This window comes from Roseibium sp., from assembly GCF_965276855.1.
Classification (GTDB): domain Bacteria; phylum Pseudomonadota; class Alphaproteobacteria; order Rhizobiales; family Stappiaceae; genus Roseibium.
In genome coordinates, this window is sequence record NZ_OZ255700.1 from 2,247,031 (window position 1) to 2,261,839 (window position 14,809).

General features: G+C 57.4%; 10 protein-coding genes. 3 read left to right on the forward strand and 7 right to left on the reverse strand.

Translation table 11 applies throughout. The features are described 5' to 3' along the window. Positions 1-85 precede the first annotated feature (85 nt). A complete protein-coding gene (locus tag ACQY4Z_RS10290) occupies positions 86-2,707 on the forward strand; it encodes a PAS-domain containing protein (protein ID WP_428528959.1) in 2,622 nt (873 codons plus the stop codon). A gap of 96 nt (positions 2,708-2,803) precedes the next feature. On the opposite strand, the gene ACQY4Z_RS10295 is transcribed toward ACQY4Z_RS10290, so the two are convergent. The 6 genes from ACQY4Z_RS10295 to ACQY4Z_RS10320 form a co-directional block, all read right to left on the reverse strand. Next, positions 2,804-3,211, reverse strand: coding sequence for a F0F1 ATP synthase subunit epsilon (locus tag ACQY4Z_RS10295; protein WP_428528961.1), 408 nt, complete (start codon positions 3,209-3,211; stop codon positions 2,804-2,806). A 103-nt stretch (positions 3,212-3,314) separates the two neighbouring features. Continuing rightward, on the reverse strand, positions 3,315-4,739 hold the full coding sequence (gene atpD / locus ACQY4Z_RS10300) for a F0F1 ATP synthase subunit beta (protein WP_428528963.1): 1,425 nt from the start codon (positions 4,737-4,739) through the stop codon (positions 3,315-3,317). Positions 4,740-4,764: 25 nt separating this feature from the next. Continuing rightward, positions 4,765-5,649, reverse strand: coding sequence for a F0F1 ATP synthase subunit gamma (locus ACQY4Z_RS10305; RefSeq protein WP_209172164.1), 885 nt, complete (start codon positions 5,647-5,649; stop codon positions 4,765-4,767). A 33-nt stretch (positions 5,650-5,682) separates the two neighbouring features. Further along, positions 5,683-7,212, reverse strand: a complete 1,530-nt coding sequence (gene atpA, locus ACQY4Z_RS10310; protein WP_133949140.1) for a F0F1 ATP synthase subunit alpha — start codon at positions 7,210-7,212, stop codon at positions 5,683-5,685. After that, the gene (locus ACQY4Z_RS10315) at positions 7,212-7,772 is read right to left on the reverse strand and encodes a F0F1 ATP synthase subunit delta (RefSeq protein ID WP_428528966.1); all 561 of its coding nucleotides are present in this window, start codon (positions 7,770-7,772) and stop codon (positions 7,212-7,214) included. The genes atpA and ACQY4Z_RS10315 overlap by 1 nt, the downstream gene beginning before the upstream one ends. 396 nt (positions 7,773-8,168) lie before the next feature. Next, on the reverse strand, positions 8,169-10,364 hold the full coding sequence (locus tag ACQY4Z_RS10320) for a primosomal protein N' (RefSeq protein ID WP_428528968.1): 2,196 nt from the start codon (positions 10,362-10,364) through the stop codon (positions 8,169-8,171). A 272-nt stretch (positions 10,365-10,636) separates the two neighbouring features. On the opposite strand from ACQY4Z_RS10320, the gene fsa reads away from it, so the two are divergent. Together fsa and ACQY4Z_RS10330 are read left to right on the forward strand one after the other, a co-directional pair. Beyond that, on the forward strand, positions 10,637-11,290 hold the full coding sequence (gene fsa, locus ACQY4Z_RS10325; RefSeq protein WP_428528970.1) for a fructose-6-phosphate aldolase: 654 nt from the start codon (positions 10,637-10,639) through the stop codon (positions 11,288-11,290). A gap of 314 nt (positions 11,291-11,604) precedes the next feature. Further along, positions 11,605-13,458, forward strand: a complete 1,854-nt coding sequence (locus ACQY4Z_RS10330; RefSeq protein WP_428528972.1) for a dihydroxy-acid dehydratase — start codon at positions 11,605-11,607, stop codon at positions 13,456-13,458. 77 nt (positions 13,459-13,535) lie between these two features. Here the strand turns inward: ACQY4Z_RS10330 and ACQY4Z_RS10335 are convergent, their stop codons facing one another. Then, positions 13,536-14,684: a pyridoxal phosphate-dependent decarboxylase family protein gene (locus ACQY4Z_RS10335; RefSeq protein ID WP_428528974.1), complete on the reverse strand. Its 1,149-nt coding sequence runs from the start codon at positions 14,682-14,684 to the stop codon at positions 13,536-13,538. Positions 14,685-14,809: the final 125 nt, after the last annotated feature.

A 14,809-nucleotide genomic window follows, 5' to 3' on the forward strand; every position in this document is an offset into this window, starting at 1 on the left:
GTGGCCAGTTAAGACTTTGTTTTTAACCGACCGGTACTTTTTCCCGTACTAGATTTGTTGCAAAGCAACCTAGACGACGGGCAGGATGGGTATACACCTGGTTGAAAATGAGAAGGAACGCCTGGACGCGCTGCACGCACTGCAGATCGTGGGCTCTGAGCGTTTGCCGGAATATGATGCGGTGGTGGAAGCCGTTGCAGCCATCTTCGATTGCCCCATCGCATTGATTTCTCTGGTAGATGAACGGGTTCAATGGTTCAAAGCCGCCTGCGGCGTTGATATCGAAGGCACTGCGAGAGAAGTTTCCATCTGCCAACATGCCCTTTCAGCTGATGATCTGTTTGTCGTTCCAGATACGCTGAGCGATGAAAGGTTCTGCAACAATCCGTTGGTCATGGGCGAGCCGAATATCCGTTTCTATGCCGGTTGTCCTCTAAGTCTGGATGGAAAAAACAGGCTCGGCACTCTCTGTGTCATCGACCAAAGACCACGCAAGCCGGCCCGGCAGCAATTGGATCAGCTACGACGTATGGGCCGGGTGGTCGAGGGGCTTCTGAAATCTCATCAGGCAAATGTAGAAAAAGAAGCAGCGCTCGCGCGTGCAGAAGCGGAACATGAAGAGGCCGTGGGCAAAGGCCGGCTGCTTGAGGAAATAGCCGCCGTATCGGGCGTTGGCGGCTGGGAGTTGTGCATGAACTCTCAAAAGCTGACATGGACGCGGAAGACCCACGAGATCCATGACGTATCTGATGACTATGTCCCGAACGTCGAAACAGCCATTGACTTCTATGCGCCAGAAGCCCGGGGGACAATCACCAAGGCGGTTGCGCGTGGTATTGAGCAAGGTCGCGGCTGGGATGCTGAACTGCCCCTGGTAACCGCCAAAGGTCGCCAAATATGGGTTCGCGCTGTAGGCCGCCCAATCGAAAAGGACGGCGAAACCATCAAGCTTGTTGGCGCATTTCAGGACGTAACTGAGCGGAAACAAGTTGAACAAGCGGTCCGCGAATCCGAAGCCGCACACCGGACGACGCTTGAGACGCTCAGTGAAGGTGTCTTGGTGCTGACCCGGGCCGGCATCATACAGTCCTGCAATCCGGCAGGCGCGAAACTGCTTGATTCTACGACCGAGCGTCTCGTCGGCCGAAACGTCAAAGATCTCACAGTCGCTGTTATTTGCGACCTCGGGGTTACACACCAAGAGGTTAATACGCTCGAACTTGCGGCAAAAGATCCGCTCCTCGTCTGCGATGCCACGGCTGAACTCAAACACAGTGGAAAAGCGGCGTCGCGATGGTTGCGTGTCAATGCAAGACCCATTGCACAAGGCGGCGATTACGCCCTTGATGGGGTCGTCGTTTCACTGACCGACATCACGGAAACCAAACGCCAGGCGAATACGCTCCAAGGCATTTTCGACAATTTCCCGGGCGGTGTGGCGCACTACAGCGACAACTTCCAGCTCGCATCTTACAATGACGAATTCGGCAAACTGCTCGGTTATCCCGCCGATATGTTACGGCAGAAATTGCATATTCTAGATTACCTCAAGTTTTCAGCCGAAAGAGGTGATTATGGGCCCGGAGACCCGGAGAAACTTGCTCTGGAGAAGTTCAGGCTAAACTCTCCCTCCAAAGCCTACAGCTACGAGCGTCAGAACGCTGATGGGCGATACCTCGAAGTTCGCTACACTCCGTTGCCGGCGGGCGGTTCCATTTTCAATTTCTTTGACGTGACTGATCGCAAAGAAATGGAAAAAACGCTGGCCGAAAGCGAACGTCTGGCACGAGACCGGTTGGCGGAGCTCGAAGCCGTCCTCGGCAACATGCGCCAGGGCGTGAGCGTATTCGACAAGGACGGCAAGCTCATCTTGTGGAACCAGCAATACCTGGACATCTTCCGGAAGCCCTATGGCGAGGTGCGCGAAGGTGTCAGCCTTATTGATTTGCTTCAGGCAGAAAAAGACCGCGGTGATTTCGATGGCGACGTCGAAGAACACTATAAATCGCTCTATGAAAAACTGTCCCGCGGCGAAGTCGTCCGTTCTAAATTCACACATCCCGACGGCAAGGTGATCGGAGTGGTCCATGCCCCATTGCCGGACGGCGGATGGATCGGGACTCACGAAGACATCACTTTGCGCGAAGAAGCCGCAGCGCGCATTACCCACGCGGCCCACCACGATGACCTGACGGGTCTCGCCAATCGCGCGCTCTTCACGGCACGCCTTCAAGAAGCCCTGCTCGATGCCCAGATGCAAGGAACGGGCGGACATCTGTTATTGCTGGATCTAGATCGCTTCAAACCCGTCAACGACACCTACGGCCACGATGTCGGGGACGAGCTGCTCTGTCAGGTTGCGCAGAGGTTCAAAGAGTGCGTACGTGCAACCGACCTTGTTGCGCGAATTGGCGGGGACGAATTTGCGATCATCCTTCAAGGTGGAGGGCCAGGCGAGCCCTGGGTGACCGAAATCGCGGAGCGGCTGGTAGCAGCACTCAATGAGCCCTTTGATGTCTTTGCCCATAATGTTTCGATCGGGATCAGCCTCGGGATTTCTTATATTGGTGCAGACGCCGCATCGATCGAATCCCTTCAGAAAAAAGCCGACATCGCGCTCTATGAAGTCAAGCAGAATGGGCGGAATGGCTTCCGGTTCTACGAAGCTGGGCGCGCCCATAAGGTTATCCGTGGCGGTGCGGCCTGAACGAAACTTCGCAAAAGTTTCTTCTCAAGAAAAAAGCAAAAAACGCGATCCAATCCGGACCGCGTTTTTAAAAATACGTTTCTGAGCGTAAGCTGATTAGGCAGCCTTGAGAGCTTCTGCGACGTCCTTCAGCTGAGACAGGGTCATTTCTGCCTTCTGCTTGGTGTCGTCGTCTTTCGCGTCAGCAACATCCTCTTCGGCGTTCTTTATCGCCTGAGCCAGTTGGTCTTCGCTGATTTCAGACACCGGGATCGCCTGTTCGGCCAAGATGGTCAGACCACCTGGAGCAATGTCAGCAAACCCGCCGCGCACGAAATACTCATCCCAGGATCCAGCATCTGTGCGGACTTTCAGGATGCCCGGCTTGATGGTGGACATGAACGGGCTGTGGTTCTTCAGAACGCCAAACTCGCCTTCGGTGCCCGGTACAACGACCTCGGCAACCTGTTCGGACAGGAGCTGGCGCTCCGGCGAGACCAACTCAAACTGGAAAAGTTCAGCCATTTGGCGTCTTCCTTGTCAGTCATCGGTTCAGATGGCAGGCAGAAGGCCGGACCATCAAACAAGAGAAAACCGGACGCCGTTTTCCGGCGTCCGATCCAATGCCTTAAGCGGCTTCTGCAGCCAGCTTTTGAGCTTTCTCGATGGCTTCCTCGATGGAACCAACCATGTAGAAAGCAGCTTCCGGCAGATGGTCGTATTCACCGTCAACAAGGCCTTTGAAGCCCTTGATGGTGTCTTCCAGAGCAACCAGCTTGCCCGGAGAACCGGTGAAGACCTCAGCCACGAAGAACGGCTGCGACAGGAAGCGCTCGATCTTACGGGCACGTGCCACGGTGAGCTTATCTTCTTCAGACAGTTCGTCCATGCCGAGGATGGCGATGATGTCCTGAAGAGCCTTGTAGCGCTGCAGAGTACCCTGAACAGCACGGGCTGTTTCGTAGTGCTCTTCACCAATGATACGGGCATCCAGCATGCGAGATGAGGAATCCAGCGGATCCACAGCCGGGTAGATGCCTTTTTCAGCGATGGCGCGGTTCAGAACCGTGGTCGCATCCAAGTGAGCAAAGGTCGAAGCCGGTGCCGGGTCGGTCAAGTCATCGGCAGGAACGTAAACGGCCTGAACCGAGGTGATCGAGCCCTTGTTCGTGGTGGTGATCCGCTCCTGCATGCCGCCCATGTCGGTGGCAAGTGTCGGCTGGTAACCCACAGCAGACGGGATACGACCGAGAAGCGCAGACACCTCAGAACCAGCCTGGGTGAAGCGGAAGATGTTGTCCACGAAGAACAGAACGTCCTGACCTTCATCACGGAAGTGCTCGGCGACTGTCAGACCAGTCAAAGCAACACGGGCACGCGCTCCGGGAGGCTCGTTCATCTGACCGTAAACGAGGGCCGCTTTGGAGCCTTCTCCGCCGCCTTCCTTGTTCACGTTGGATTCGATCATTTCCCAGTAAAGATCGTTACCCTCACGGGTGCGTTCACCAACACCAGCGAATACGGAGTAACCGCCGTGCGCCTTAGCGATGTTGTTGATCAGTTCCATGATGAGAACGGTTTTGCCAACGCCGGCGCCGCCGAACAGACCGATTTTACCGCCCTTCGCGTAAGGTGCGAGAAGGTCAACGACCTTAATGCCCGTCACAAGGATTTCAGCTTCGGTGGACTGCTCGATGAATTCCGGGGCTTCCTGGTGAATGCCACGCTTCGCTTCGTGCTTGATTTCGCCAGCGTCGTCTACCGGTTCGCCAATCACGTTCATGATGCGGCCGAGCGTGCCGTCACCAACCGGAACCATGATGGCAGAACCGGTGTCGACAACTTCCTGACCGCGGACCAGACCCTCGGTGGAGTCCATCGCGATGGTACGTACTGTGTTCTCGCCCAGGTGCTGAGCGACTTCGAGCACCAAGCGGTTGCCCTGGTTGTCCGCTTCAAGAGCGTTCAGGATCAACGGCAGATGGTCATCGAACTTGACGTCGACAACGGCGCCGATGACCTGGGTGACCCGTCCGACTTTTTTGTCAGCCATATCCCTAATCCTCGTCTCGATCCCGTTACAGCGCTTCAGCGCCTGAGATAATTTCAATCAATTCGGTCGTAATCTGAGCCTGGCGCTGGCGGTTGTAGTTGATCGTCAGCTTGTCGATCATGTCGCCGGCGTTGCGCGTCGCGTTGTCCATTGCGGACATACGAGCGCCCTGCTCAGATGCAGCGTTTTCCAGAAGCGCCCGGAAAACCTGGATGGAGATGTTCCGCGGCAGAAGATCAGCAAGGATCTCAGCCTCATCCGGCTCATACTCATAGACCGCGCTTGCACCACCTTCGTCCGTGCCTTCGCTTGCCTCAAAATGGGCCGGGATCAACTGCTGGGCAGTCGGAACCTGAGCGATAACGGATTGGAAGGTCGCATAGAACAATGTGCAAACGTCAAACTCTCCATTTTCATACATGGAGAGAACCTTGCGCCCGATTTCATCCGCATTGGAAAAACCGACGTTTTTGACGCCGCGCAGCTCGATGGTCTCGATCACGTGCTGGCCAAGGTCGCGTTTGATCGCGTCGAACCCTTTTTTGCCAACACACAGGATCTTGACCGTCTTGCCTTGGCCGATCAGGCTTTTGGCCTTTTCGCGTGCCAGTTTAGCGATGTTCGTGTTGAAGCCCCCGCACAAACCGCGTTCGGCCGTTGCAACGACCAGGAGATGAACCTGGTCATTGCCCGTACCGGACATCAGCTTCGGAGCGTCGTCGCGGCCTTCGAAAGCCACGGCGAGGTTGGCCAGCACGCTCTCCATGCGTTCCGCATAGGGACGCGCGGCCTCCGCAGCTTCCTGGGCACGACGCAGTTTCGCCGCGGCCACCATCTGCATGGCCTTGGTGATTTTCTGCGTCGCCTTCACGGAAGCGATGCGGTTTCGTAAGTCCTTCAGGCTCGGCATGGCCGCCCCTGCTCCTTATCCCGGCGTGTGGTCTTAGGCGAAGTTCTTAGCGAACGCGTCAAGCGCAGCTTTCAGCTTGCCAGTGAGGTCGTCGTCGAGGGCTTTCTTTTCCCAGATCGCGTCGAGCAGTTCTTTATGCTCACCACGCAGGAACAGAAGCAGGCCTTCTTCGAATTCCTTCACACGATCAACCGGATGGTTGTCGAGGTATCCGTTCACGCCAGCATAGATCACGGCGACCTGCTCTTCAGTCTTCAGCGGCGAGAATTGCGGCTGCTTCAGAAGTTCGGTCAAACGTGCACCGCGGTTCAACAGGCGCTGAGTGGTGGCGTCAAGGTCGGAGCCGAACTGCGCGAACGCAGCCATTTCACGGTACTGAGCCAACTCACCCTTAATCGGGCCAGCAACCTGCTTCATCGCCTTGATCTGAGCGGATGACCCCACGCGGGAAACCGACAGACCAACGTTAACAGCCGGGCGGATACCCTGGTAGAACAAGTCCGTTTCCAGGAAGATCTGACCGTCGGTGATCGAAATCACGTTGGTCGGAATAAACGCGGACACGTCGTTGCCTTGGGTTTCAATGACCGGAAGTGCGGTCAAAGAGCCCTTGCCGTGGTCTTCGTTCAACTTCGCAGCACGCTCCAGCAGACGGGAGTGCAGGTAGAAAACGTCACCCGGGAACGCTTCACGTCCCGGCGGGCGGCGCAGAAGCAAAGACATCTGGCGGTAAGCAACAGCCTGCTTGGTCAGATCGTCGTAACCGATCACGGCGTGCATGCCGTTGTCGCGGAAGAACTCACCCATTGCACAACCGGCAAACGGCGCCAGGAACTGCAGCGGGGCAGCTTCGGATGCGGTCGCGGCGATAACGATGGAGTATTCCAGAGCGCCGTTGTCTTCCAGTGTCTTGACGAACTGGGCAACGGTAGAACGCTTCTGACCAACCGCAACGTAGATGCAGTACAGTTTTGCATCTTCGTCGTCGCCGGCATGAAGCGGCTTCTGGTTGAGGAATGTGTCAAGGATGATCGCGGTCTTACCGGTCTGACGGTCACCAATGACGAGCTCGCGCTGACCACGGCCAACCGGGATCAGGGCGTCAATGGCTTTCAGGCCAGTAGACATAGGCTCGTGCACGGACTTACGCGGCAGGATGCCCGGCGCTTTAACGTCCACACGGCGCTTTTCAGTAGCTTCGATCGGGCCTTTGCCATCAATCGGGTTGCCGAGAGGATCGACAACGCGGCCAAGAAGACCTTTACCAACCGGAACTTCCACGATGGCGCCGGTCCGCTTAACGGTGTCGCCTTCTTTAATGTCACGGTCAGAACCGAAGATAACGACACCGACGTTGTCGGATTCCAGGTTCAGGGCCATACCCTTGATACCACCCGGGAATTCGACCATCTCACCAGCCTGAACTTTGTCCAGACCATAAACACGGGCGATACCGTCACCGACGGAGAGCACCTGACCAACTTCAGAAACTTCGGCTTCCTGGCCAAAGCTCTTGATCTGGTCCTTGAGGATTGCGGAGATTTCCGCGGCCCGAATATCCATCAGCCGACCTCTTTCATCGCGAACTTGAGTGAATTGAGCTTGGTACGCAGCGACGTATCGATCATGCGGGACCCGACTTTGACCACAAGGCCGCCGATCAGGGCAGGATCAACCTTAGCTGCGATGTTTACAGATTTGCCCGTGGAAGCAGAGAGCGCTTCTTTCAGGGCAGCGACATGTTCGTCGGACAGAGCAGCGGCAGACACCACTTCAGCTGTTTCTTCGCCGCGCTTTTCTGCAAGCAGGGCGCGGAAAGACTTGATCATGTCAGGAAGGACGAAGAGGCGCCGGTTACGGGCTGCCAGCTTCACGAAATTTGCGGCCAGGCCTTTAATGCCAGCCTTGTCGAGAAGTGCTGTGAGCGCTGCGAGCTGCTCTTCAGCACTAAATGCCGGGCTTTTCACAAGACGGACGAGATCTTCGCTTTCGGAAAGCATGCTTTCAAAAGCGGTCAGATCCCGTTCCACGTCAGCCGTTACGCCGTCGCCTTCAGCAAGGTCGAGAAGGGCGGACGCATAACGCTGTGCCACGCCGGATACGAGAGATACGTTGTCAGTCACCAGGTCCGTGCTCTCTGACGTTTTTCATGTCCGCAAAACAGCTAGCGTCCGCAAGACATTGAAAAAATGAATGATTTCAAGGTCAGAAGGTATGACGGTTAAACCGTTCCCCCAAAGCCGCGCCTCAATTAGCACAGGGTTTCCCAGTGTGCAACGCCGCGGGAACCCTGTTCTTGCCGATTCATTGGTGTTTTTTACCCAACCGCGACAAAAAGCCTTGCGGATCAATGCGTCACGAGCCGTATAAACCTTTAGACGGTGGCCGTTTTTGAATCCGTGTCTGCAGTTCCAAGACTTGCGGTTCTACCACGAAAGACCAACACATCCTGCAACGGCTGAGCCACTGGAACCCGTTTGCACCACCGAAGCCCATCCGTTTTGGCCTATGCGGCAGCGCTACAGAAAGTGCTGCGGATCAATATCGATCTGAACACGAAGACCCTTCGTCGGCTTCGGGCCGTTTGAAAGCCAGCCCCTTATATAAGACTGCAGGTCATATTGTTTCGGCGCCATTGCCAGAAGGCGAAAGCGGTAGCGCCCCCGAACCATGGCCAGCGCAGCTTCTGCTGGTCCGAGCAGCGTAACGGCCTGATCCGGAGGCGCCACCCGTGCAAGCTGTCGGGCAAAACCTTCTGCAAAATTCTTGTCGGGCCCTGAGATCACAACAGCTGCCAACCGGCCAAATGGCGGCAGCCCAGCGGCACGGCGCGCTTCGATCTCCGCCTGGTAAAACGCGTGCTTATCGTTTGAGAGCAGCGCCTTGATGACGGGATGGTCTGCGCTATAGGTCTGCAAAAAGCCTTTGCCGCCGCCGGTGACGCGGCCCGCTCGGCCCGTGACCTGGGCAAGCAGTTGGAAGGTCTTTTCGGCGGCACGCGGATCGCCATGCGCAAGGCCGAGATCTGCATCAACCACGCCAACCAGCTTTAGTTTTGGGAAATTGTGGCCTTTGGCGACCAACTGCGTTCCGATGATGATATCAGCGCCGCCCTCTTCGACGACTTTCATTTCCCGCTTCAATCGCTCAGGCCCGCCAGGCAGATCAGACGACAGAACCAACGTCCGCGCCTGCGGGAAGAGATCGCTCACTTCTTCTGCAATCCGCTCTACACCAGGGCCGCAGGCAACCAGCGTATTGGTGCTTTGGCATGACGGGCAGCTTTCCGGCACGCGTTCGTTATGTCCGCACTGGTGACAAACCAGTTTCTTTTGAAACCTGTGCTCAACCAGCCACGTGCTGCAATGCGGGCATTGGAACCTGTGACCGCAGGTGCGGCATAATGTCAGAGGGGCATACCCGCGCCGGTTCAGGAACAACAGCGCCTGATCCCCGTTGGCGTAAGTCTCCTTGATTGCGCCCACCAAACCCGGTGCCAGCCAACGCCCCTGTTCCGGTCCGTCCAGGCGCATATCAATGGCCGATAGATCGGGAAGTGCAGCGCCGGAAGCCCGGTCAGGCAATTCGATCAGACCATACCGGCCCTGCTCAGCATTGACCCGGCTCTCGATCGACGGTGTCGCGGAAGCAAGGACTACCGGGAAGCGTGAAATATGCCCGCGCACGACGGCCATGTCCCGTGCGCTATAGGGCACACGGTCATCCTGCTTGAAGGCAGCGTCATGCTCTTCGTCGACGATTATCAGCCCGAGTTCCTTGAATGGCAGAAAGAGAGAGGAGCGTGCACCGATCACCACACGGACGTCGCCAGAAGCCACGCCGCGCCAAACCCTCGCCCGGTTCTTCGGTGTAATTTCAGAGTGCCATTCGGCCGGGTAAACACCGAATCGTTGCTCAAACCGGCGCAGGAACTGTTCTGTCAGCGCAATTTCCGGCAACAACACCAGCGCCTGCTTGTCCCGCCGCAAGGCTTCCGCGATCGCTTCGAAATAGACCTCGGTCTTGCCCGACCCGGTCACTCCATCAATCAAGGTTACTGCAGCACTCTTGTCGAAACTCTCTGTGAGCGTTTCTGCGGCGGCTTGCTGGGCCGGTGTCAGATCCTTTTGTGCATAGTCGATCTGTGGACGTGGCGGTGGGGGTGCCGCCGGCATGGAGACAATCTCCAGCACCTCTTGTTGCACCAGCCCGTCAATGACGGATGTGCTGACGCCGGCCGCGTGTGCGAGGCCGCTTTTTGTCCAGGCAAATCCGTCTTCCATCGTTTCGAGAACACGGCGGCGGGCAGGTGTCATCCGTTCTGGCTCTGCGCCTTCGATCCGCCGGACACCCGGGACCGGGGCTTCCGGTTCGAGTGCCTCTTCAGACCGTAGCACCATGCGCACAACCATGCCCGGCGCGCCAAGCGTCCAACCGGCCACCCAGTCAACAAACCGGCGGAGATCTTTGTCGAGCGGCGGCGTGGTGTCGTAAACGTGGGAAATCGATTTGAGTTTGTTGGGATTGATCGCCGCATCCGGCTCACCGTCCCAGACCGCACCGATGACCTCGCGCGTTCCCAACGGCACCCGGACGATTGTGCCAGGCACAACCGATTGTCCAGCTGGAACCTTATAGGTGTAGGCAACCGGCACAGCGACAGGCACCAGCACGCTGGCAATCGTGTCTTTGGGCTCCAAATCGTTAAACAGCACGGCGAATCACACGTTTTGGCTTTGCATTTTATTGTCCGGACACCCGAACAGGCCCTGGAACTCTGTTAGCGGAGATCGCCCGGATCCCAGTTTCATTCAAGCGGAATAATTTCTGAGGTACGTACCGCAAAAAGGCTTTCACCAGAGAATCAGGGCTTCTGTTGGACAGCATCCTAGGCTAAAGAGAGCGCGGCTGACCATTCATTCGTTCGCTTGCCGACGGAGGCAGGCCGCAGAGGCGCATTCGCAAGCGCCATTGGGAGAAATCATTCATGAAGTTTTTCGTCGACACCGCGGATACCGCGGAGATCCAGGAACTTGAAGCCACTGGCCTCTTGGACGGCGTCACCACAAACCCGTCTCTGATTGCCAAATCCGGCAAGGATTTCAAAGACGTGATTGCCGAGATCTGCAAGATCACCAACGGTGACGTCTCAGCCGAAGTTGCTGCCACGGACTTCGACACCATGATCAAGGAAGCCCATGTCCTGCGTGCGATCGCAGACAACGTGGTTATCAAGCTGCCGCTGACATTTGACGGCCTGAAAGCCTGTAAGCAGCTGACAAGCGAAGGCACGAAGACCAACGTCACTCTGTGCTTCTCGGCCAACCAGGCCCTGCTCGCAGCAAAGGCCGGCGCGACCTACATTTCGCCGTTCATTGGCCGCCTCGACGACATCAATCTTGATGGTATGGAACTGATCCGCGAAATCCGCGTCATTTATGACAACTATGGCTTTGACACCGAGATCCTCGCTGCGTCCATCCGCACATCCAATCACGTCAAGGACTCTGCGATCATCGGCGCTGATGTGGTCACCGTTCCGCCGGCAACGCTGAAGTCCCTGGTCAAGCACCCGCTGACCGACAAGGGCCTTGATGCGTTTTTGAGCGACTGGGCGAAGACCGGTCAGAGCATTCTGTAAGGTCATTCTGCTTCGGTGCAGCACGCACTGCATTCCGGTTCGCTTGAGAAACAAGATCAGAGGCTCCGGTTCATCCGGGGCCTTACTTTTGTGTTGCTAAGCCGACGATCAAAAAGCGGTGGCACTCGGCTCTTCATTTTTCTATTTTGAGCCGCGGTTCCGGCAATTGACGGCCGGACAACCCAGCCATTCAGGCAAATCCCGAACCCAAGTGGCCAGAAGCCGGTGACAGACGGAAAAGCTCAGGGTATTCGTGGATTTGAAAACAGACAGCAAGAGCGCGGGTTGAAGCGCTGAAGGATAGGAAACACACAATGACGGGTTCGAGAATCGTCTTGATTGACCGCCACCCCGGCCGGTCCGCGCAAACCATTGGCGTGGCGCGGGAATTGGGCACCGACCCCGATCTCATCCATGAACCGTCAGTCGGCGTGGTTGGCACGAAAGGCGACAGCCAGTGCTATCTGGGCGTGGCGCGCAAGGTCGATGCCATTCATGAGCACCTAAAATCGCGCATCGGCAGTGGTGAGGGCCAGCTGAAATACCGGCTTGTCCAGCCGGAATACACGATCGCAACGTCCGATGGCATCCGCAACGGCACACGCGAAATGCGCTATTCGCTCATCGGCCGCGAAGTCACCAACGACGGTTTGTGCGAGCACCTTGAAGCCTCCGGTCTGGCTGGCACGATCGCCGTCGTCGCCTGTGACAAGCCACCGGTCGGCACTATGGCCGCAGTTCTTGAGCGTAATGAACCGGCGATCATCATGTCCGATGGCACAATCCGCCCGGGCAAGGATCCGGAAACCGGCGAGATGCTGGATATTGTCAGCGCTTATCAGGTGGCCGGACACCCAGACAAAGCCGTACGTGACCGCATCGCCTGTAACGCATGTCCGGGCATTGGCAGCTGCGGCGGCATGTTCACCTACAATACCATGCAGACCTTCATTGGTGTTGTCGGCCTGCAGCCGCTGCATATGGTTGCCCCACCATCCGACGATCCGCGCCGCCTCGAAGAATTCCCGCAACAGCTCGTTTCCTATCTCGCCGACATGATGGAAAAGGGCCTGAAGCCGCGCGACATCGTCAAACGCGATTCGCTGCGGAATGCGATCATCGTCGCCATGGCTATCGGCGGATCCACCAACGTTGTATTGCACGTACCGGAGATCGCCCGCGCAGCAGGCTATGAGCACTTCTGGCGCGATGTAATGACGCCGGAAGAGTTCAATCACCTCTCCCAGCATGTGGTCCCGGTTCTGACCAACGCCCGGCCGTACGGCAAATACTCCATGCTCGACATCGACCGTGTCGGCGGGGTTCAGGTGATCGTCAAGGAACTGCTGGATGCCGGGCTTCTGAATGGCGACATGATGACCTGCACGGGCCGCACGCTGGCCGAACAAGTCGCGGACCTCAACGCCGCTGCGCCCGACGGCGACGTGATTCATTCCGTTGCCGAGCCGTTCAAGCCGACGGGCGGCCTTCGCATGCTCGGCGGCAACCTGTCTCCGGATTTCTCGGCCATCCTGAAGCTTGCCGGCGTTGAAGGCGGTCTGGAAGACAATCTTTTCAAGGGCCGTGCGCGTGTGTTCGAACGCGAAGCCGGTCTCATCCAGGCACTTGACGAAGCGCCGGACAGCTTCCAGGACCATGACATGGTCATCGTCCGCTATGACGGTCCAAGTGGCGGTCCGGGCATGCCGGAGATGCTTGATCCGACATCCCGCATCACGACGCTGTGCCGGGAGCGCGGCATCGTGATCGCCCTAATGACAGACGCCCGCTTCTCCGGCGGCTCGGTCGGTCTGGTGATTGGCCACGTGGGGCCGGAAGCTGCCCTTGGCGGTCCGATTGCCTTTGTCGAGGACGGGGATGAAATCATCGTTGACCTCAACACCAACACCCTGAATTGCCCGGCGCTGGACGATGCGGCGACGCTCGCAGCGCGCAAGGCCGTCTGGGACAAGGCTGTTGCAGACAACGGCGGCATTCATCCGAACTGCGGTATCGCGGACACCCGTCTTCTGCACCGGGCCCGTCATACAGCAGTTCCGGCCGTCCGAGGCGGGGGCCTGCATCCGAACCGGGAAGTCTGGGTGCGCGATCCACGCCTGGCTGAGAAATCCGGTTTTGAACCGCGCAACCGCCACCGGAGCGCCTAAACGCTCTAGCATCAGCGTCGAAAACAATAGAACGCCCCGGCCAGATCAGGCCGGGGCGTTTTTTTGGGATCCACGCTTCAATCCGACGGTCCGAGAAATCTGGAGATCCGTGCCCAAACAGCATCAATATCTGCATGCATGTTGGCTGCGACTTGCCGGACCCAAGGTTCCCCCTTTATGGCGGTGCGTGATGCAACCGGACCAAGTTCGGAAATCATCGTCTCAGTGTCGCGCAGCAGCGGCCGCCAATTCACTACTCCGGTTTCAGGGAATTGCTTCAATTCCGTGCGGCGATCCTCCTGCAGCCGTCTGGCCAGCTCTTCGGACTGCGCCATGCCGGTCTCTATCCGCTTTGCCAACCCCTCCTGCCCCCAAGCAAGCAGCGTTCCAAGAAGCGCGATACCGGCAGCGCTCCGGGAGCCCTGAATACCGATATTTGGAGTTACCAAATAAGAACTGCCGAAAGCGATTGCCTCCTGGGCAGTCGGGTCAGCAAAAAAGACCAGCGCAGAGTCCTTTGGTTGAAACAGCCACTTGTGCGCTGAAACGGCAATACTGTCAGCACGCTCGATGCCCGACAACCGATCCGCATATGTGGTCAAACGCAGCGGGCCGCCCCACGCCGCATCCACATGGACCCACATTGGATGGGCGGCACTGCCAACCTTGAGTTTGGCAATGTCCAACTCATCTATCACGCCGCGCCCGGTGGTTCCGGCGGTCAGGACAAGCACTGCTCTGGAAAGCTCGCGCAGCGCGTCGATTGTCATCCGGCCATTTTCGGCGACGGGTACCGATTCGAAGGGAAGACCCAATATCTGCGCACATTTTGGCACGGATACATGGGCATCGGCAGAAGCAATTACCCGTGTTGCTCCATGCTCTCGCGCGCACCAAAGCGCCGCCAGATTGGAAAGGGTCGAACCACAACACATGTGGCCTGTGGTCATGCCGAAATAAGGTGCAAGCCAAGCAATGACCCGGGCTTCGGCTTCTATCGCGAACGGGCTGAGATCCGGATGAAGAAGGTTTTGATTGTATTCCGCATTCAAACCAACAAGGCGTGCAGCGATTCCCGCCGGAGCTGGATCCATATGGGCAAAGGCGTCCGGTGCACCCAGGTCTGCGGACCGCGTTCGCACTTGCTCGGCCAGCACTGAAAACGCTTCCTCATCGCCAAGTCCTTTGGCCGGCAATTGATCGGTCAAATCGGACACGTCAGCCATTTCTCAATCGCACTCCCGGATCTGTTTCGAAACGGCAGACCGCCAAACAACGAAATTGCCTTTTCGCAGTATGGCACATCAGAGAACTGATGGCAGGTTCGTCGCTTCTCGTCCGGAATGACTAA

Coding starts and splice junctions, on each gene's coding strand:
- ACQY4Z_RS10290 (WP_428528959.1), top strand. CDS start 86: ATGGGTATACACCTGGTTGAAAATGAGAAGGAACGCCTGGACGCGCTG.
- atpD (WP_428528963.1), bottom strand. CDS start 4,739: ATGGCTGACAAAAAAGTCGGACGGGTCACCCAGGTCATCGGCGCCGTT.
- fsa (WP_428528970.1), top strand. CDS start 10,637: ATGAAGTTTTTCGTCGACACCGCGGATACCGCGGAGATCCAGGAACTT.
- atpA (WP_133949140.1), bottom strand. CDS start 7,212: ATGGATATTCGGGCCGCGGAAATCTCCGCAATCCTCAAGGACCAGATC.
- ACQY4Z_RS10305 (WP_209172164.1), bottom strand. CDS start 5,649: ATGCCGAGCCTGAAGGACTTACGAAACCGCATCGCTTCCGTGAAGGCG.
- ACQY4Z_RS10335 (WP_428528974.1), bottom strand. CDS start 14,684: ATGGCTGACGTGTCCGATTTGACCGATCAATTGCCGGCCAAAGGACTT.
- ACQY4Z_RS10295 (WP_428528961.1), bottom strand. CDS start 3,211: ATGGCTGAACTTTTCCAGTTTGAGTTGGTCTCGCCGGAGCGCCAGCTC.
- ACQY4Z_RS10330 (WP_428528972.1), top strand. CDS start 11,605: ATGACGGGTTCGAGAATCGTCTTGATTGACCGCCACCCCGGCCGGTCC.